Below are 18,201 nucleotides of genomic sequence, written 5' to 3'. Positions count from 1 at the left end.
GATGAAGTTCGAAAACAAGCGCGCTGGGGGCATCAAGTCGTCCCCCAGCATGGCGATCGCCATGGCCGCCAAGAAACTGGCTGCCGAAGGCCGCGACATCATCGATCTGTCGCTCGGCGAGCCGGATTTCGAGCCGCCAGCCCACGTCGCCGACGCAGCCTGCGAAGCCATTCGCAAGGGCAGGGTGCGCTATGGCGTGCCGGCGGGTATGGAAAGCCTGCGCGCGGCAATCGTCAGCAAGTTCAAGACGGAAAACAGGCTGGATTATGCCATCGACGAGGTGATGGTCGCAAATGGCGCCAAGCAGATCCTGTTTGACGCGTTCCTCGCGACGCTGGAAACCGGTGACGAGGTCATCATCCCCACGCCCTGCTGGGTATCCTACGGCGATATCGTGTCCCTGCATGGCGGCGAGCCGGTCTATGTCAATTGCGGGCCTGACGCCGGCTTCAAGATCACCGCCGAGAGGCTGGAGGCGTCGATCACGCCGAAGACGCGCTGGCTGATGCTGAATTCGCCGTCCAATCCGACGGGCGCAATCTATTCCGCCGATGAATATCGCGCGCTTGCGGAGGTGCTCGCCCTCCATCCGCAGATCCTGGTGCTCTCGGACGAGATCTACGAGCACATTTTGTTGAAGGACGTACCCTTCGCATCCTTTGTGTCGGCCTGCCCCGAACTGCGTGACAGGACGCTGATCGTCAACGGTGTCTCAAAGGCCTATGCGATGACCGGCTGGCGTGTGGGCTATGCCGCCGGTCCGAAAACCCTGATTGCCGCGCTCAACAAGATGCAGTCGCAGAGCGTGACATCCGTCTCGACGGTGGCGCAGGTGGCGGCTCTCGCCGCGCTGACAGGTGACCAGGCTTTCGTCGCGAAAGCGGCGGAAACCTTCGCCGGCCGGGCGAAGATCGTTTCGCAGCGTCTTGCGCAGATCGACAAGCTCGAGTTCACCCCGCCGGATGGCGCCTTCTATGCCTTCATCGGCGTTACAAAGCTGCTCGGCCGGACGACGGCGGAAGGAGCGGTGATCGCCGACGACATGGCCCTTGCCTCCCATCTGCTTCAACAGTTCGGCCTGTCGAGCGTACCCGGCGCCGCGTTCGGCGCGCCCGGTTTCATCCGCCTGTCAATTGCGGCCTCCGACCGCGAGCTGGAGGGTGCCTTCGACCGCCTTGCCGCGATGGTGCGGTCGCTCGCGGCCTGAGGAAGCGTCCCCCAGCCAACCAGATCAACCAGGGGCATCGGCATTCCCCGATGCTTCCTTCAAAGGAGGGTCACACCCATGAAAACTGAAGAATTGAAACATGCGCTTGGCGCCGGTCTGCTTTCATTCCCGGTGACGCATTTTGATGCGGAGGGCAATTTCAACGCCAAAAGCTATGCCGAACACGTCAACTGGCTTTCCGGCTTCGAGGCGGCCACGCTGTTTGCCGCTGGTGGTACGGGGGAGTTCTTTTCGCTGGCGCCGGAGGAAATTCCGCAGATCGTCCGCGTGGCCAAGGAAGCCGCCGGCAAGACGCCGATCGTCTCGGGTTGCGGCTACGGCACCAATATCGCCGTCTCGATCGCCAAGTCCGTCGAAAAGGCCGGCGCAGACGGCATCCTGCTTTTGCCGCACTACCTGATCGATGCGCCGCAGGAAGGGCTCTACCGGCATATCAAGGCCGTGTGCCAGGCCACGGGTATGGGCGTGATGGTCTATAATCGCGACAATTCCGTTCTGCAGGCCGATACGCTGGCGCGCCTTTGCGACGCTTGCCCGAACCTCGTCGGCTTCAAGGATGGCACCGGCGACATCGGCCTCGTGCGGCAGATCACAGCCAAGATGGGGGACCGCTTGACCTATCTTGGCGGCATGCCGACGGCCGAACTCTTCGCTGAGGCCTACCTTGGTGCAGGCTTTACCACCTATTCTTCGGCGGTCTTCAACTTCGTGCCCGGCCTCGCCATGGATTTTTACAAGGCATTGCGCGCGGGCGAACGCGCCAGGTGCGAGAAAATCCTGATTGATTTCTTCTATCCGTTCATGGCGATCCGTAGCCGTGCGAAGGGCTATGCCGTCTCGGCCATCAAGGCCGGGGTGCGGCTCCAGGGCTTCGATGCCGGTCCGGTTCGCTCGCCACTCCATGACCTGACACCAGAGGAAATGGCTATGATGGAAACCCTTATCGGAAAACATAAGCGTCAGTGAGAAAAGTGGGCCGCCTTCGCGCGGAGGCGGCCCTCGTCGTAGAATGAAAAAGAGGAAAGCCCATGACCATCCACCAGAACCTGATTGCCGGCGAATGGGTCGGTGGCGACGGGGTTGCGAACATCAACCCTTCGAACACTAACGACGTGGTGGGCGAGTATGCCCGCGCCTCTGCCGACGATGCCCGCGCCGCGATCGCCGCTGCAAAGGAAGCGTTTCCGGCCTGGTCGCACTCCGGCATCCTCGAGCGCCACGCGATCCTGAGGAAGACCGCCGACGAGATCCTCGCCCGCAAGGACGAGCTCGGCAGGCTGCTGTCGCGCGAGGAAGGCAAGACGCTTGCCGAAGGCATCGGCGAGACCGTGCGCGCCGGCCAGATCTTCGACTTCTTCGCTGGCGAGTGCCTGCGGTTGGCCGGCGAGGTGCTGCCCTCGGCGCGGCCCAATATCGGCGTCGAGATCACCCGCGAGCCGGTCGGCGTCGTCGGCATCATCACGCCCTGGAACTTCCCGATCGCCATTCCCGCCTGGAAGATCGCGCCGGCGCTTTGTTACGGCAACACCGTCGTCTTCAAGCCGGCCGAGCTGGTGCCCGGCAGTTCCTGGGCCATCGTCGACATTCTCCACCGCGCCGGCCTGCCGAAGGGTGTGTTGAACCTCGTCATGGGCAAGGGCTCGGTCGTCGGCCAGGCGATGCTCGACAGCCCCGATGTGCACGCCATCACCTTCACCGGCTCGACCGGCACGGGAAAACGCGTCGCGTTGGCCTCGGTCGAGCACAATCGCAAATACCAGCTGGAGATGGGCGGCAAGAACCCCTTCGTCGTGCTCGACGATGCCGATCTCAGTGTTGCGGTCGAAGCGGCGGTCAATTCCGCCTTCTTCTCCACCGGCCAGCGCTGCACGGCGTCTTCCCGCCTCATCGTCACCGAGGGCATTCACGATCGTTTCGTGGCCGCAATGGGCGAACGGATCAAGGGGCTGACAATCGACGACGCGCTGAAGGCCGGCACCCATATCGGCCCGGTGGTCGATGAGGGCCAGCTCAACCAGGACACCGACTATATCGCCATCGGCAAACAGGAGGGCGCCAAGCTCGCCTTTGGCGGCGAGCTGCTGAAGCGCGACACGCCCGGCTTCTACCTGCAGCCAGCGCTGTTCACCGAGGCGACCAATCAGATGCGCATTTCGCGGGAAGAGATCTTCGGGCCGGTCGCGTCCGTCATCCGCGTCAGGGACTACGACGAGGCGCTCGCGGTGGCCAACGACACCCCCTTCGGCCTGTCCTCCGGCATCGCCACCACCAGCCTCAAGCATGCGACCCATTTCAAGCGCAATGCCGAGGCCGGCATGGTCATGGTCAACCTGCCGACGGCTGGCGTCGATTTCCATGTGCCCTTCGGCGGCCGCAAGGGCTCGTCCCACGGCTCGCGCGAGCAGGGACGCTACGCCGCCGAATTCTACACAACCGTCAAGACCGCCTACACGCTGGCTTAAGTGACTGGTTGTTGCTGTCCGGGTTCGTTGATTGAAGAAATGCTGTCATGAACCAAATTCGGCGTCTTGCGTGAACGCTGGACGTGGGCGCGTTCTCGTTATGTGCTTCCAAAATCGCATAATGTATCGACTGGAATGCTGTTTTTCGTGGCCGGTTTTTTAGTCACCCGCACGGCCACCGGCGTTGATGCCCACGGTGGCTGCTTTAGGGAAGGCTGACAAACGCACGCCGGGGACGCTGTTCGTGTCGACGTGAGACCAGAGGCCGTTGCTGGCGATCCGCGACGCCGACGGCCGTTGCGGCGCGAAGGAGCGGCTTGCGTGGCCGGGGAAGTCATTTGGAACGATCATCAGCTCTCAACTTTTCCAAGTCAGGCATCTTCGATCCGAGCGCCTTACCAAGCGCCTTCACACCTTTGGCTGATAGCCTCAAGAGGCCGTTGCAAAGGCCTTCCTTCCAAGAATCTCCCCGATCCCACGCCTCTTCCCAAGCATCGACTAACTCGTATTCGTGGCGCGTCTCTACTAGGGCTTCGAATAGTAGGGAGGCCTGCACCAGGTCTTTGTCCGATTTCACGCGTCCTAGCGTGTCAGTGAGCCTTCTCGAGGCAACGATAAGCTTATGGACGGCATACCGCTCGGGAGCGGGGACCAGGACGTTCACGCCTTCGCGGAAGAGAAGCACCGTGCGGACAGGTTCGTAGATCAGGAAGTCCAGGAACCGGAGGTTTTCTGCCGAAGCGCCGCCGAGGGCGGGCATGGGAGACGGCTTGCCCGTGTATTCGTCCGATCCTCGGTTTCCAGTCAGGAACTCCACTCGGTAGCCCCTACCGTTCTGGAAGGCGACCACCTTGGCTTTGTCCGCTTGGTGCGGCACGGTCCGGAAATCAGGATCGACCGACTGGAGGATATCTAGAATGGGCGGAAGGCTGTCCTGCACCCCGGCCGAGATCGCGAAGTCTTGCGCGAAATCCGCGTCGCCTGTCTGCATGGCAGACGAGGGCAGTCGGACGCCAAGCATCCCCGCATAGGTGCTGAATGCCACCGACCCAATCAGCACCGCACGTAGCCGGAACAAGCCGGCGTCGGCAAGCGCCTTCGTGATATCGCCCGCGAAGGTGTCGGGACCGGGGAGACCGGCGCGACGTAGCGTGCTCGCCATGCGCCTCCGCTCCCGGAGATCGTCCTTGATCTGCTTGTGCGCCTTCACCCGTGCCGTGATCTCTTCGTCGCTTTCTGGACCGACATAGCTTCGCTTGTATTTGCCCTCGCCATCTGGGAGGTCGAAATACCAGTAATTGCGGTCTTTGACGGTCACGGTCACGAACCATCCTTCCATGGGGAAGTCTGCCAAAAACTGACCGTCGAGCGTCCGTTGCGTCAGCTCCGCGAACATCGTCCGATAGCTGATGTCGATCTCTCTCATCATTGGCATTTCGTCCTTTTGAAAGCGCCGACAAGCGCAGCGATCTGCCTGACGCGCGCTTCCCTTTGACCAAAGTCGTGGTCGCTCATCTTGGTCGCCGTTATAATTTTCTGCCAAGAACTTATAACGCTGTGAGCAAACTGTCAATGTTATAAGTTTCTGCCAAAGCATTATAACCGCGCGCCGTCGGGACCCCGACGATGGATCAGCTCGACAGCGGCTTGCGCACATTGGCGGGAATGCTAAACACGCGCGAGGAGGAGCTCTATTCCACGGAATGAATGGCACCGAATACGGGCCGTACTGATCATCGCTTCTGGGTGTGCCGGGCAGGGTAGTGACGCTCGAGGTGATAATGGTGGGCCCGGCAGGACGCGAACCTGCACTACCCGAATGCCGCCGTATGTTTACGAACTTAACAAACTTGACGAATTTCCTCTGTCTTGAGGTTAAAGCCGGCCTGCATGTTCATCCAAAATTCGGGCATTGTGCAGAAATACTTGGTGGGGCGCGCCAAGAGGTATCCGCCGGCAGATCTTACCGCTGGGACGGCGATTGCATCGATCAAAAAATGGTGCCGGACGTTCTCTGCGCCGATAGGGTCATCTCGTTTTTCAACCAGCCGACAAGAGCGTCTATCGCTGGAAGTTTCCTCGAGAGCGGGTCGAAGGCTGCCCAGTACGCTGCTTTCTGTGAGCTCAAGGAAGCTGACAAGGGCCTGACCAGCCGCCCCGTCCGAATATGCTCCCGAACAAGAAGGCCTCGCCCCATGGCGACACCCTGACCATCAAGAGCAGCTTGCAATACAATGTTGTAGTCCGTCAGGCGGGTCTGTTTGGCCTTCTCAAGTGGAAATCCGGCTGCCTCCGACCACAGCTGCCATTCGAGGCCGCTCTTGGCCTGCAGTATCTCATGGTTGAGAAGGTCCAGGGGGGATTGAAACTGGGAGCCGTCTCCGTACAGCGCCGGGCTCAACACCGGAGACAAATCTTCGTTTGCGAGGTGCACACAGGACTGCTTGCTCGCGCCAAAATCGCCAAATCGAATCGCGATATCCGCTTCTCCGCGCCCTACATCGACAATTCGCAGGGTCGGATCCAATTCGAGTTCGATCGCTGGATGGCTCTTGAGGAAACCGCCAAGTCTGTTGACCAGCCAGTTCGCGGCGAAAGAGGGGAGCAGGCTCACACGCAACCTGGTCTGCCCGGATCGCGAGCGCACCCTCGCGGTGCCCTCCGACAGCACAGTGAAGGCCTCGTCGACGGTGGCAAGAAACATCGTGCCTGCCTCGGTCAGCTCTATGCTCTTACTCTTGCGACGAAAGAGTGGAGTACCCAGAGCACTCTCGAGCTGCTTGATGTGGTGGCTCACCGCGCTTTGCGTAATTAGCAGTTCCTCGCCCGCCAATCGAAAGCTCCCTCGATTTGCTACCACCTGGAAGACCCTGGCCGCGGAAAGGGGTGGGAGGAATGGGGAACTGCGCAACGTGCCGATGCCTCGCGGATTAATGACGGCTGACATTAACGAATTCGATCGCAGGGCGCAAAGCTTTGAATTGGCGGGCTCCTCGGATTTCTTTCATGAAGCAAGAAAGAAAAGGAGAAAGCGATGACGATTTCCATCCGTGAAAAACTGGCTACTCTTGGCCTAGAACTGCCCGCACCGACTACTCCGGCTGCGAACTACATTTCGGTGGTCCACACGGGCAACCTCTTGTTCATTTCCGGTCAGATCAGCAAGGCCCCGGATGGTGAGATCATTGCAGGCACCCTGGGTGCGGTCATATCTCACGAGCAGGGGGTGCAAGCGGCGCGTATCGCAGCCCTCAACCTTCTCGGACAGATCGCTGCCAATACAGACGGCTCGCTTTCGTCTGTCCGTCGCATCGTGAAGCTTGGCGTATTCGTCGCGGCAACGAGCGAGTTCAAGGATCAGTCGAAGGTTGCAAACGGTGCCTCCGACCTGATGGTTGCGGTGTTCGGCGAAGCCGGGCAGCACACGAGGGCCGCCATTGGTGTCAGTTCGCTTCCCTCGGGGGCAGCCGTCGAGATCGATGCGGTTGTGGAACTGGAGGAGACCAGGTGCTGACCGACGCAAAAATCGACAGCCTGCGCAACGACACACCCGGCTGCGCCGAGCGGAGGCACTTCAATCACGCCGGAGCTTCGCTCCCACCGAGGCGGGTCACCGAAGCAATTGTCGGACACTTGATGCTGGAATCGACGCGAGGTCCGATGGAAGCTGCCGCACTGGTTGCGGACGAACTCGCGATGCTTCGTACCAACGCTGCCAAGTTCATCGGCGCCGACGAAGGCGAGGTTGCGTTCGGTGGATCGGGGTCTGCCCTTTGGGGGAACGTGTTTGCCGCGTTGCCACAGCTGAGGTCGGGCGAGCGCATTCTAATTGGCCGACAGGAATGGGGCGGTAATGTCGCATCGATGCAGCGTGCGGCAAGCCATGCCGGGGCAAGTATCGAGACCATTCCCTGCAGGGAAGACGGCAGTGTCGATCCGAACGCTCTTTCCGCAATGATCGACGACAAGGTGCGCATGATCTCGCTTACATGGCTTCCTGCCAACGGGGGACTGATAAACGACGCCGAAGCCATCGGGCGGGTGGCCAACGCGGCTGGCATCCCATACTTCGTCGATGCCGGGCAGGCACTTGGTCAGCTCCCTATCGATGTGTCGAGGATAGGTTGCGATGTTCTCAAGGCGGCCGGCAGGAAATACGTTAGAGGGCCGCGCGGAACGGCTCTTTTGTACGTTCGCTCTAAGTTCCTTGAGAAGCTCAATCCCCGTTTCGTCGATGTGAGCTCCGGCCCTCTGGTGAATGGAAAGGTCGAGTTGAGGAAAGACGCCCGTCTATTCGAAACATCCGAAGCGCCTATATCACTGCTCCTGGGGCTCGGCGAAGCGATCGCGCTGGCTTCAGAGTTGGGTGTCGAGGCGATCCAAGTCCGCATCGCCCTCCTGGCAACCCAGCTTCGGGAAGGGTTGAAGCGCATTCCGGCGGTTGAGGTGCGCGATCTCGGGGAGAAACAGTCGGGCCTTGTTTCTTTCACCGTGGAGGGAATTTCGGCATCGGTTGTGAGAAGCAAGCTAGCCGAGAAGAGTATCTCAATCGGGGCAAACGGCATACCCTACACGCCCTTCGACATGACCGCGCGCGGACTACAGGAAATAGCCCGAGCCTCGGTCAGTTACTTCAATACCGCGGGGGAGGTCGATGGCCTCGTCTATGCGGTTGAACAAATCGCAAAAGATGCAAACCAATAGAAGGACGGAACTGCGATGGATCTGGGAATAAGGGGCAAGCGTGCGATCGTCTGCGCGAGTTCAAAAGGGCTGGGCAGAGGCGTGGCGCAGAAGCTTGCGGAGGCGGGCGCGATCGTTACCCTGAACGGTCGTAGCCGGGACACGCTGGAGGCCACCGCGAGGGAGCTTCGCGAATTGGCAAACGCCGAAGTCTATGCCGTGGTCGCCGACGTAACGACCGTGGAAGGACGGCAAGAGCTTCTCGAAGCGGAACCGAAAGCCGACATCCTCGTCACCAATGCAGGGGGACCGCCGCCTGGGCTATGGTCTGATTGGGAGACGAATGAATGGTTGAACGCACTGAACGCCAACATGCTGACCCCAATCTTGCTGATGAAAGCGGTTCTGCCCGGCATGATCGGTAGGAGCTGGGGGCGCGTCGTCAACATCACCTCCGCATCAGTAAAGTCACCGATCCCGGAGTTGGGCCTGTCCAACGCATCGCGCAGCGGACTGACCGGTTTCGTGGCAGGGACGGCGAGGCAAGTCGCGAAACATGGCGTAACGATCAACAACCTCCTACCAGGGTCGCATGAGACGGATCGTGTAGCCGTGCTTCTCCAGCGAAGGGCAGAAATGAAGGGCATCTCAATCGACCAGGCGCGGCAGGAGGCGCATGCGGAGAATCCGACCGGGCGCTTCGGCACGATTGAGGAGTTCGGCGCTACCGCGGCATTTCTTTGCAGCCAGTACGCAGGCTATATTGTCGGCCAGAATATCCTGCTCGACGGTGGCGCTTTCAGGTCGACGCTTGCTTGAGTTCCAACGTCTCGCGGCATGCGGCCCATTTCGCTAACTGCAATTCATGCTCGCAGACAGACGACATAATGGATGGAACCCGAACGGGAACGACACTCACTCAGAGGTCGTTCCCGTGCGGCGTCCAGATGGACTTTCCTTTGTAGCATCACCTGTCCGGTGATCCGCACCTGACCCGACTATTCTTTTTGAGCGACCGCCTCACGCAGGCCCTGCGGGCAGAAAAAAACAAGGTCTTTGGCGTCCGCGCCTGCCGCGTTGGATCAATCCAGGATAGTCGTGCAGTCGCAAACTCTAGTTGACAACATATTTCTAATATATCATAAATTGCAATCGAGGCACTTTGGGGAAGTCGTCACACGGGCTAAGATTCAGTCGGTTGCGTAACTCGGCGAAATCTATTGCCCAAATGGGGTTGCTTTCACTTGAACTCGAGCTGCAAGCAGGGCGAGTTCTACAATTTTCATTAGCGAAAGAAGACAGGGCACCCAGGACGGATGGCGCCTCCAGCAGCGGCGCGCATGCGGCGAATGACGCCCCCGCCAGGGCGACGGCTGCTGCTGCTGTCAGGCGGCGGGCGCCGGATACCAGGATCCCGACCGCCACGGCCATGGTGAACAGAAATGCATTGATGCCGAGCGGCCGCTGGAAGAGCAGGGCGTCGGCCAGCGCCACAAGTACAAGTCCGACGACTGCGCTGGCGTTTCCGCTCCGATCCTGAATGACGGCGTTATCGATTGATGTCATCAACTGTTATCTCCTTGATGCTGTCGCCGGCCGTGGCGAATTCTCGCGCGCCCTCGCGACCGGAAAGGCGGGGCGTGCAATTGGCTTGCGAAAGCAGCCACCATCCGTCTTTGCGGAGGCGATATGGAACTCGGGGGAAGGGGAAGAAAATCTCGGTCTGGGTCATGACAACAGCATGCCGCCCGGATTTGCAGATTCCGTGCAGCCCGTTGGGAATGTTTCAGGAGCATCGGGCTTTCACCGGTCGAGAAAGATCGTTGCTTGTCTGTATCCAGCGCGTGTGTAAGGAAATGCTTGTTGGCGGGTGCGATCAAGGACGCGCTACCGAACGAGGCGGCATGCCTTGCGCTGCTGGGCAGGAGCAGCGAGGCCAAGCTGGCTGCCTGCGCACTGCCTGCCGACTTCGCAGCTGCTCTCTATGCTCGTCTTATGGCTGACCGTATGTAGCTTGGACGAAGACGCCGCTCTGTGGCCGGACGGATTGCGTAACGCGCGAGTTGCAGTCTGACCGGCTTAGAAATGACAGGGCCGCACGTTCGATTCCTCTCAAGAACAGGGTGTTTTAGATAATTGTCTCATCGAGACCACGAATGCAGCCGTCAGAAGCGCGACAAACGCCTGAACACCGATGTCAGCCTTCAAAACGACACCTACCAGATCTTTGGGGTGATCCCCACGCTGAATTTGGCCGTCATGCTTAGTCTAGGACGATGCGTTCGCCGCTTGCTGCGGATTGCTTGACGGCCATAATGACCTTCAATGTGTTCAGCCCCTCGCGCCCGCTGACCAGCGGCGCTTCATCACCACGGATCACCTTGCAGAATTGCCGGATCTGCAGCACCAGCGGGTCTTCGTCCTGAACGGCGACGCGGTGCTTTTCGAAGGGCTCCCACCAGCTGCGTTTTATGCCGTTCTTCCACACGTCGAGCGACGGGATAGTCAGGGATCCGTGCGTCCCGCCGATCAGATAGCATACCTCTTCCGTTTTCGGGTAGGCTGGGTTTTCACCCGCCGTCATCTCCCAGCTCCAGGGTGCGACGACGGAGTCCGAAACGGAAGCCGTCGCAAGAAGACCGCTCGCGAATTCCATCAGGATCACTGAGGTCTCCTCGACGACATTGCCGCGGACGGCGCTGGATTCGCTCGCCTGGACGGCAACGATGTCGCCGAAAAGGTAGCGCAGGTTGTCGACGTCGTGGATCAGGTTGAGGAAGATGGGGCCGGCTCCGGCCTGGCGCCGCCAGTCCATGTCGAAATAGTCGTCCGGCTTGAACAGCCAAAACATCGCGTTGGCAACGAGGATGCGGCCAAGCGCGCCGCTGTCGATGATCTCTTTCGCCTTCTGGATCATCGGATTGTGGCGGCGATGGTGCCCGACCAGAAGCGGAACGCCGGCGGCTTCCGCCGCGCCGATCAGCTTTTCACCGGCCGCAATATCATCGGCAATCGGTTTTTCGATCAGCGCCGGCACCCCGGCGGCAACGGCTTCGAGACCGTTGGCAACATGGACCTGGTTGGGCGTCGCGACGATGATGCCGTCGGGACGATCCGTCTCGATCATTGCCGCAAAGCTCGGAAACCATTTAGCGCCAGATTCATGCGCGATCTGCTGCCCGAGCGGCGGCATTGGATCGACGACAGCCAAAAGTTCCGCCTGCGGCTCGGCAAGCACATGCTGGATATGTCGCTTGCCGATCAGGCCGGCGCCGAGCACCGCAAGCCTTACTTTCCGATCCATGTCGAAAACCCCTCGCCGTCACTTCTTCTCGGCAGACGTGATCAGGCTTGCCACCCGGCGGATCGCAAGCTGATAGCCTTCTGTGCCAAGACCGGCGATCACGCCATCGGCGCGGTGCGAAACGAAGGAATGATGGCGGAAGGCTTCGCGCTTGTGGACGTTGGAAATATGCACCTCGATCACCGGCTGCTCGAAGGTGTTCAGCGCGTCGAGAATGGCGACGGAGGTATGGGTGAAGGCGGCTGGATTGATGACGATGCCGGCCCCGTCCTCGCGGGCTTCGTGGATCCAGTCGATGATTTCGTATTCACGATTGCTCTGGTGAAAGCGGATGTCGTAACCGAGTTCAGAGGCGAGCCTGCGGCAATCGGTTTCGACATCAGCGAGCGTCTCGTGGCCGTAGATATCTGGCTGGCGCTTGCCAAGCAGATTGAGGTTCGGGCCGTTGAGGACGTAGATCAGGCTCATTCTTCTTCCTTTCGAATTGCCGGAGGGTCACGGCAGTGTGGTCTCATGGATCGCAAAATCGGGATCCGACTGGATAAGATCGGCACGCAGAGCGCAGCGCCCCTCATCGAGTGCCGGACGTGCGACGCTTTCGGCTGCGTCATAGACCATCTGCAACATCGCTCGCTTTTCGGCCGCCGAGCGTCCGGGCGCGACGCGCAGGATGATCTGCACGAACTGATTGGCTGGATGCTCGTCGGCGACCAGAGAATGCGTGGCCTCGCGCGCAAAGGTGCGCACGGCATTCGACTTGACTGCGCCGCTGTCACGCACACTGCGATGAACGGCCTTCACCAGCGCCGGCATGTCGATGCGGCTCCCGGCTCCCTCGCTGTATTCGATCACGATGTGCGGCATCCTGTCCCTCCTTCGCCAGCCTGGATCAGGAAGCTTTGCACAGGTCGGTGAAATGGCTGCTCATGCGTTCGGCGTCGGGTTCGATACCGCTGAAGAGCTTGAATGCCGCAGCCGCCTGAAACACCGTCATCCCGCCTCCCGGCAAGGTGCGGCAGCCAATGCGGGTGGCAAGCGCCAGAAGCTCGGTCACCAACGGCATGTAGACGATGTCGGCGACCCAATGACGAGGTGCCAGCCAACTTTCCTCGATCGGCAGCCCGGGATGGTTCTTCATTCCAATGGGCGTCGCGTGGATGAGCCCGTCGGCGCTCCGCATAGCTTCGCCCACATCGGTGATCGCAAAAGCCCGTTCGGCAGAAACCCGGCTGTTCAAATCTTCGGCCAGTCGGCCCGCACGGGAAACATCCTGATCGAAAATCGACAGGCGCTCGATGCCGAGTTTCATCGCGGCATGTGCGACCGCGACGCCGGCGCCGCCGGCGCCTAAAAGGACAGCCCGATGCCGCGGGACGTCAGGAAAGCCGCGCCGAAAGTTTTCATAAAAGCCATACCAGTCCGTGTTGTGGCCGGTCCGCTTTCCATCCTTGAAGACGACCGTGTTGACCGCGCCGAGCATGAGCGCGTCCTCGGACATATCTGTCAGATGTGGAATTACCGTCTGCTTGCAGGGATGGGTGATGTTGCTGCCGGCGAAACCGCGGGCTTCCTCTTCCGCCAGAAGGTCAGGCAGGGCGGTGGCCGGAAGGCCGCGCTCCGCAAGGTCAAGGAGTTCATAGCGATAGTCGAGGCCCTGAAGTGCGCCTTCGCGCTCGTGCAGGGCGGGGGATTTCGACATCTGGATGTCCGCGCCGATCAGTCCCACCAACACGGCGCGCTTCATTGTTTCGTTTGAAACAGTCATATGCGGGTCGCCTTAGTGATGAGCCAGGATTTCGCCGAGGAAAGCCTGGGTGCGCGGATGCGTCGGATTGCGGAAAAAGGTTTCCGGCGGTGCCTCTTCGATGATCTCGCCGGAAGCCATGAAGATCACGCGGTCGGCCACCTGCCGGGCAAAGCCCATTTCATGGGTCACGCAGATCATCGTCATGCCGTCTCTGGCCAGACCGATCATCGTGTCGAGGACTTCCTTGACCATCTCAGGATCAAGTGCGCTGGTCGGCTCGTCGAACAGCATGCCTTTCGGCTCCATGCACAGCGCACGCGCAATGGCAACGCGCTGCTGCTGTCCGCCGGAAAGCTGGGCGGGGTACTTGTCGGCCTGGTCGAGAATGCGGACGCGCTCGAGGTATTTACGGGCGATTTTCTCGGCATCCGCCTTGCTGGTGCCACGGACGCGCATCGGCGCAAGCGAGCAGTTTTCAAGGATGGTCGTATGCGGGAAGAGGTTGAAGCTCTGAAACACCATGCCGACTTCGCGCCGGACGGCGTCGATCGACTTGCCGCTGTCATCCAACTTCGTCCCCTCGACCATGATCGTGCCGTTCTCGATTTTCTCGAGCGCATTGATGCAGCGGATCAGCGTGGATTTACCGGATCCGGACGGTCCGCAGAGCACGATCTTCTCGCCTTTACGGACCGTTAGGTTGATGTTCTTCAACGCATGGAATGCGCCGTACCATTTATCCACGCTTTCCATCGAAAGAAGCGGGCTTTGAGTGTCAGCGGCGTGCAGCACGGCGATCTCCTGCGCAGAACATGTATCAGTTGATGGTGAAGGGGATGTTCGGGAGGGACTCGGGGAACTTCGGAACCTCCACCTTCATCCACTTCGCATAGACTTTGGCGTGCTCGCCGTTCGCCAGGATCTTGTCGAGGAAGGCGTTGACGGTTTCATTCCAGTCCTTCTCGCCAAGTCGTGTTCCGACGCCATTGAATGTCGTGAGGAAATCGATCTTGCGTTCATATGTGCCGGCACTGGCTGCTTCCAGACGGTCGAGGTAGAACTGGTTGCCGCCGACTGCCTGCACCTGGCCGGAAAGCAGCGCCTGGATGGAAGCGGCATCATCGTCGAAACGCCGGACGGTCGCTTTATCGCCGACAGCGGTGGTCACGGCCTTATCCTGCGAGCTTGACTTTGGAACGCCGATCTCCAGGCCTGCGAGATCGCCGATTTCGGCCATCTTCTTGTCCTTCGGTCCGTAAAGCGAAATTGTGTTGCCAGCATACGGCTTGCTATATTGGATGGACTTCGCTCGTTCCTCCGTCATCGCCATCGTGGCAAACAGGATATCGACCTTGCCGGTGACAAGCGCCGGAATGCGATTGGCGACCGCGAGCGGTGCGAACTCGACCTCTACGCCCAGCTCCTTGGCGAAAAGCTTGGCGATATCGGCGTCGAAGCCGTCCTGAACGCCGCTGGAATTGACGAAGCCCCAGGGAGCGTTGTCGCCCTGAATGCCGACGACGACTTTGCCCTTGGCTTTGACCTCATCCACCGTCGCGGCTTGGGCAGACATCGGCGATAGCCACGGGGCCATCATCAGCGCTGCGGCTGCGAACAGAATTCCACGGCGCTTCAGGCCGGTCTTGAAGCTGCTGATCATTACCTTCTCCTCCTTGGTTGATTAGAGCTTGAGTGTTTGTTGGATTGCCGACTTACCGGGCGGCCTTTGCCATCCGATTTTCGAGCCGGGCCCCGTAGAGAGAAAGGGGCCAGCAAATGATGAAGTAGATCGCGCCGACGATGCCGAAGATCAGCAGCGGCCTGTAGGTCTGGTTCGAGACGATCTGTCCGGCGCGGGCGAGTTCGATGAAGCCGACGATCGCGGCAAGCGAGGTGCCCTTGATGAGCTGGACGAGGAAACCGACGGTTGCTGGCAGCGAGACCTTGAACGCCTGCGGCAGGACCACGTCCTTCATCCGCGACACATAGTGGAGGCCCAGCGCATTGGCTGCCTCCGTCTGGCCTTTCGGGATTGCCTGGATGCCGCCGCGCCAGATCTCCCCGAGAAAGGCGCTGGCATGCAGCGTAAAGGCGATGGCCACAGCCGCCCATGCCTCGATGCTGATGCCGAGAAGCGCGATCCCGTAATAGACGACGAAGAGCTGCATCAGCAGGGGCGTTCCCTGGAAGACGGAGATATAGCCCGCCGCCGTCTTGCGGAGCGCGGATCGTCCGGACGTTCGGGCAAGCGCGATGATGAGTCCGAAAATGCCGCCGCCGATGAAGCCGATCGCAGACAGAAGCAATGTCCACTTCAGACCCTGCAGCAGGAAAAGCATCTCGTTTTGGCCGATCACACCCATTGTCCTGCTCCTCACCGTACCGGATAGCTGAAGAAATGACGGGAGATCAGCGCGAACAGTCCCATCATCATCCAGGAGATGGCGAGGTACATCAGCGTGATGGTGAAATAGACCTCGAAGCTGCGGAACGTGTCGGACTCGATAATCTGTGCGACGGAGGTCAGCTCGTAAGCCGCGATGGACGTGCAGACCGATGTGGTGAGCGTCAGCATGATGAACTGGCTGGTCAGCGAGGGGTAAATCGCCCGAAGCGCCGGCTTCAGGACGATGAGGCGAAAGACCTGCGCCATGTGCAGGCCGAGTGCCAGGCCGGCTTCGACCTGCCCCTTGTGGATGCTGTCGACACCGCCGCGAATGATTTCGATAGCATAGGCGCCGCCATTGATGGCCAGTGCGATGATCGCGGTAACGGTGGGATTGAGGCGAATGCCCATCATAGGCAGGGCGAAGAAGATGAAGAAGATCTGCACCAGGAAAGGGGTATTGCGGACCACTTCGACGAAGGCGATGACGGCCGCGCGCAAGGGACGAATATTCGATGTCCGGGCCGCGACGCCGATCACGCCGATCACCAGCGCCAGCGACATGCCGGCTAAGGCAAGACCGATCGTTGCCAGCGCTGCCATCAGCAGGTCGGGCATCTTTTCGAAGACAACGCTGAAATCCAGCACGTAATTCATGACAATATCTCTCTCCGCCGACAGGCTCCTCTGCCTGTCTCCGTGTCGTATCAGCTGTTGCGCTGTTGCTCGTGCTTAGCCGGTCAACGCACGGGCGGCATCGTTAAGGTGACGCAAATGCTCCTCCGGCGTCTGGTTGGAATGGATAGGCACCTCCACCGAGACCGCAGCGCCTGCGGGCAGCACCCTCATCAGACTCTCAACGGGAAGCTCACCCAGCCCCGGCGCAAAACGTCCCGTTCTGGCCTCACTGACCATTTGATCCGCCGCTCTCGGCGCGGGTCCGCGGGCGTCGCAGAGCTGAATGCTCCTGATCATGCCTGGAGGGGCAGAAGAGACGTCGTTCGCCTGCCCACCATTGCGGAAGAAGTGCAGCGCATCGATCAGCACGCCGGCGTTGTCCCGGTTCGAATCCTGCACGATCGTCAGGCTGTCATCAAAGCTGGCGACAGTGCGCCAACCCATGTTCTCCAGGTCGACGCCCATGCCGAACGTGGCCGCGAAGTCGCAAAGCGCCGCGAATTTGGCGACAAGCCGCCCCCGATCCGGGTCGTCGCCGCAAACGCTGAGACGTCGCGCGCCGAGCGCGCTTGCGGCTTCAAGCATTGACGCCAGATCAACGGGATCGAAGTCCGGCCCGATGACGACGAATTCGATGTCGTAAAGCGAGATTCCTTCCCCATTCAGACGGGCTTTGACGTCTCGAGCGGCATCGCTTCCCACCGGCAGATCATAATAAGGAGCGCCGGGAAATGCCGGATGAAGGCGCAGACCAATCGAGGAAAAACCAGCTGCGGCTGCGAGCGACACAAATTTCGCCGGCTCGACATCAATCGCGGAAAAATGCGCGACCCCCAGCGACGGCACTGAAATCTTGGCTGGTATTGTTTCCTCCTCCCGGGTCTCCATTCAGGCAATTCCCTTTTCAGCGAGATGCCGTCGCAGATTTGTGCCGGTGCGATGGATGTGTTCGCGCAGCCGATCGCAGGCATAGTCCATGTCCCGCGCCACCGTTCCCTGTGCGATTTCGCTGTGCTCAACACTGACATTTCGGTCGCCGGATGTGCGGGTAAGAAAGGTGCGCCGGTAGCGGTCGTTCAGGTTCAGCATGGTCTTGCAGAAGTTGAGAAGCAGCGGCCTACGGCAGCCCGAAATCAAAGTGAGATGAAACTCCCGATGAACGGCTTCCCACTGCTCAAGCGTTTCGGGTTTCGAGGCATCCCGTTCCGCCCGGTTCAGGCGGTGCAGCGCACGCATGACATTGCCTTCCCATTCGACATCGCCGACACGCATCGATTCTCGCAGCGCATAGGTTTCGAATTCCAAGCGCAAACTGGTGATCTCTTCGAGGTTCGACAGCGAAACGGGCGACACGCGGTAGCCGCGATTGTCTTCGAACTCGACCAACCCGTCTGAAATCAGACGCGCCAACGCCTCCCGCAAAGGACTGAGGCTGACGTTAAAGCTTTGTTTTGCGCGATCGAGATTGATCTTGCTGCCTGCTTCGAGTTCGCCGGAAATGATCGCCTCGCGCAATCGCGACACCAACTGACTGGCGATCGTGTTCTTGCCGTCATCCGGAAAGGATGGCGTTGCCGCCTCCGCGCCGCTTTCCAAAATGAGGCTTCCAGGCCCTGATCGCAATTGACATCCTCCCAGATTGATCCGCCACGTTTCCGATGGTGGATCTCATTATCGACGATCGATATAATAAACGATTATTATTGTCAAACA

At 60.0% G+C, this 18,201-nt stretch carries 19 protein-coding genes; 6 read left to right on the top strand and 13 right to left on the bottom strand.

Going from position 1 to position 18,201, the window contains the following annotated elements; translation table 11 throughout:
* The first annotated feature begins 1 nt into the window (after window position 1).
* From IB265_RS20095 to IB265_RS20085, 3 genes are all read left to right on the top strand, one after another.
* On the top strand, window positions 2-1,207 hold the full coding sequence (locus IB265_RS20095; protein WP_192495094.1) for a pyridoxal phosphate-dependent aminotransferase: 1,206 nt from the start codon (window positions 2-4) through the stop codon (window positions 1,205-1,207).
* A 78-nt stretch (window positions 1,208-1,285) separates the two neighbouring features.
* On the top strand, window positions 1,286-2,194 hold the full coding sequence (gene kdgD, locus IB265_RS20090) for a 5-dehydro-4-deoxyglucarate dehydratase (RefSeq protein ID WP_192495093.1): 909 nt from the start codon (window positions 1,286-1,288) through the stop codon (window positions 2,192-2,194).
* Window positions 2,195-2,256: 62 nt separating this feature from the next.
* Entirely contained in the window at window positions 2,257-3,690 is a 1,434-nt protein-coding gene (locus IB265_RS20085; protein ID WP_192495092.1) for an aldehyde dehydrogenase family protein, read from the top strand.
* A gap of 334 nt (window positions 3,691-4,024) precedes the next feature.
* Here IB265_RS20085 and IB265_RS20080 read toward each other — a convergent pair whose 3' ends face one another.
* Together IB265_RS20080 and IB265_RS20075 are read right to left on the bottom strand one after the other, a co-directional pair.
* Window positions 4,025-5,119, bottom strand: coding sequence for a GSU2403 family nucleotidyltransferase fold protein (locus tag IB265_RS20080; RefSeq protein ID WP_192495091.1), 1,095 nt, complete (start codon window positions 5,117-5,119; stop codon window positions 4,025-4,027).
* Between the two features lie 561 nt (window positions 5,120-5,680).
* The gene (locus tag IB265_RS20075; protein WP_256436660.1) at window positions 5,681-6,637 is read right to left on the bottom strand and encodes a LysR substrate-binding domain-containing protein; all 957 of its coding nucleotides are present in this window, start codon (window positions 6,635-6,637) and stop codon (window positions 5,681-5,683) included.
* 87 nt (window positions 6,638-6,724) lie between these two features.
* On the opposite strand from IB265_RS20075, the gene IB265_RS20070 reads away from it, so the two are divergent.
* The 3 genes from IB265_RS20070 to IB265_RS20060 are packed head-to-tail and all read left to right on the top strand — an operon-like array spanning window position 6,725 to window position 9,192.
* Complete coding sequence (locus IB265_RS20070) at window positions 6,725-7,204, top strand: RidA family protein (RefSeq protein ID WP_057251578.1); 480 nt, start codon at window positions 6,725-6,727, stop codon at window positions 7,202-7,204.
* Window positions 7,198-8,394 carry an aminotransferase class V-fold PLP-dependent enzyme gene (locus IB265_RS20065; RefSeq protein ID WP_309140398.1) on the top strand — a complete coding sequence of 399 codons (1,197 nt, stop codon included), beginning with the start codon at window positions 7,198-7,200 and terminating at the stop codon, window positions 8,392-8,394. The genes IB265_RS20070 and IB265_RS20065 overlap by 7 nt, the downstream gene beginning before the upstream one ends.
* Window positions 8,395-8,409: 15 nt before the next feature.
* Complete coding sequence (locus tag IB265_RS20060) at window positions 8,410-9,192, top strand: SDR family oxidoreductase (RefSeq protein WP_057251577.1); 783 nt, start codon at window positions 8,410-8,412, stop codon at window positions 9,190-9,192.
* A 312-nt stretch (window positions 9,193-9,504) separates the two neighbouring features.
* On the opposite strand, the gene IB265_RS20055 is transcribed toward IB265_RS20060, so the two are convergent.
* The 11 genes from IB265_RS20055 to IB265_RS20005 form a co-directional block, all read right to left on the bottom strand.
* The gene (locus IB265_RS20055; RefSeq protein ID WP_192495090.1) at window positions 9,505-9,939 is read right to left on the bottom strand and encodes a hypothetical protein; all 435 of its coding nucleotides are present in this window, start codon (window positions 9,937-9,939) and stop codon (window positions 9,505-9,507) included.
* A 697-nt stretch (window positions 9,940-10,636) separates the two neighbouring features.
* Window positions 10,637-11,677 (bottom strand): Gfo/Idh/MocA family protein, encoded by a 1,041-nt coding sequence (locus IB265_RS20050; protein ID WP_112996603.1) that lies wholly within the window; start codon window positions 11,675-11,677, stop codon window positions 10,637-10,639.
* A gap of 18 nt (window positions 11,678-11,695) precedes the next feature.
* Window positions 11,696-12,145 (bottom strand): type II 3-dehydroquinate dehydratase, encoded by a 450-nt coding sequence (aroQ, locus tag IB265_RS20045; RefSeq protein WP_112996602.1) that lies wholly within the window; start codon window positions 12,143-12,145, stop codon window positions 11,696-11,698.
* Between the two features lie 27 nt (window positions 12,146-12,172).
* Complete coding sequence (locus IB265_RS20040) at window positions 12,173-12,541, bottom strand: 5-carboxymethyl-2-hydroxymuconate Delta-isomerase (protein WP_113736926.1); 369 nt, start codon at window positions 12,539-12,541, stop codon at window positions 12,173-12,175.
* Window positions 12,542-12,566: 25 nt separating this feature from the next.
* Complete coding sequence (locus IB265_RS20035; protein ID WP_162728148.1) at window positions 12,567-13,442, bottom strand: shikimate dehydrogenase; 876 nt, start codon at window positions 13,440-13,442, stop codon at window positions 12,567-12,569.
* 12 nt (window positions 13,443-13,454) lie between these two features.
* A complete protein-coding gene (locus IB265_RS20030; protein ID WP_192495142.1) occupies window positions 13,455-14,177 on the bottom strand; it encodes an amino acid ABC transporter ATP-binding protein in 723 nt (240 codons plus the stop codon).
* Window positions 14,178-14,241: 64 nt separating this feature from the next.
* Entirely contained in the window at window positions 14,242-15,084 is an 843-nt protein-coding gene (locus IB265_RS20025; protein WP_112996600.1) for a transporter substrate-binding domain-containing protein, read from the bottom strand.
* 52 nt (window positions 15,085-15,136) lie between these two features.
* On the bottom strand, window positions 15,137-15,787 hold the full coding sequence (locus tag IB265_RS20020; protein ID WP_112996599.1) for an amino acid ABC transporter permease: 651 nt from the start codon (window positions 15,785-15,787) through the stop codon (window positions 15,137-15,139).
* 11 nt (window positions 15,788-15,798) lie between these two features.
* A complete protein-coding gene (locus tag IB265_RS20015; RefSeq protein ID WP_112996598.1) occupies window positions 15,799-16,467 on the bottom strand; it encodes an amino acid ABC transporter permease in 669 nt (222 codons plus the stop codon).
* Between the two features lie 75 nt (window positions 16,468-16,542).
* Window positions 16,543-17,376 carry a sugar phosphate isomerase/epimerase gene (locus IB265_RS20010; protein WP_112996597.1) on the bottom strand — a complete coding sequence of 278 codons (834 nt, stop codon included), beginning with the start codon at window positions 17,374-17,376 and terminating at the stop codon, window positions 16,543-16,545.
* Entirely contained in the window at window positions 17,377-18,084 is a 708-nt protein-coding gene (locus tag IB265_RS20005) for a GntR family transcriptional regulator (protein WP_246806000.1), read from the bottom strand.
* Window positions 18,085-18,201 lie beyond the last annotated feature (117 nt).

It is taken from the genome of Ensifer sp. ENS10 (assembly GCF_014852025.1).
In the GTDB taxonomy this organism is placed as follows: domain Bacteria; phylum Pseudomonadota; class Alphaproteobacteria; order Rhizobiales; family Rhizobiaceae; genus Ensifer.
The sequence above is the reverse complement of the archived record's forward strand: the minus strand, read 5'-3'. Positions and strand labels throughout refer to the sequence as shown.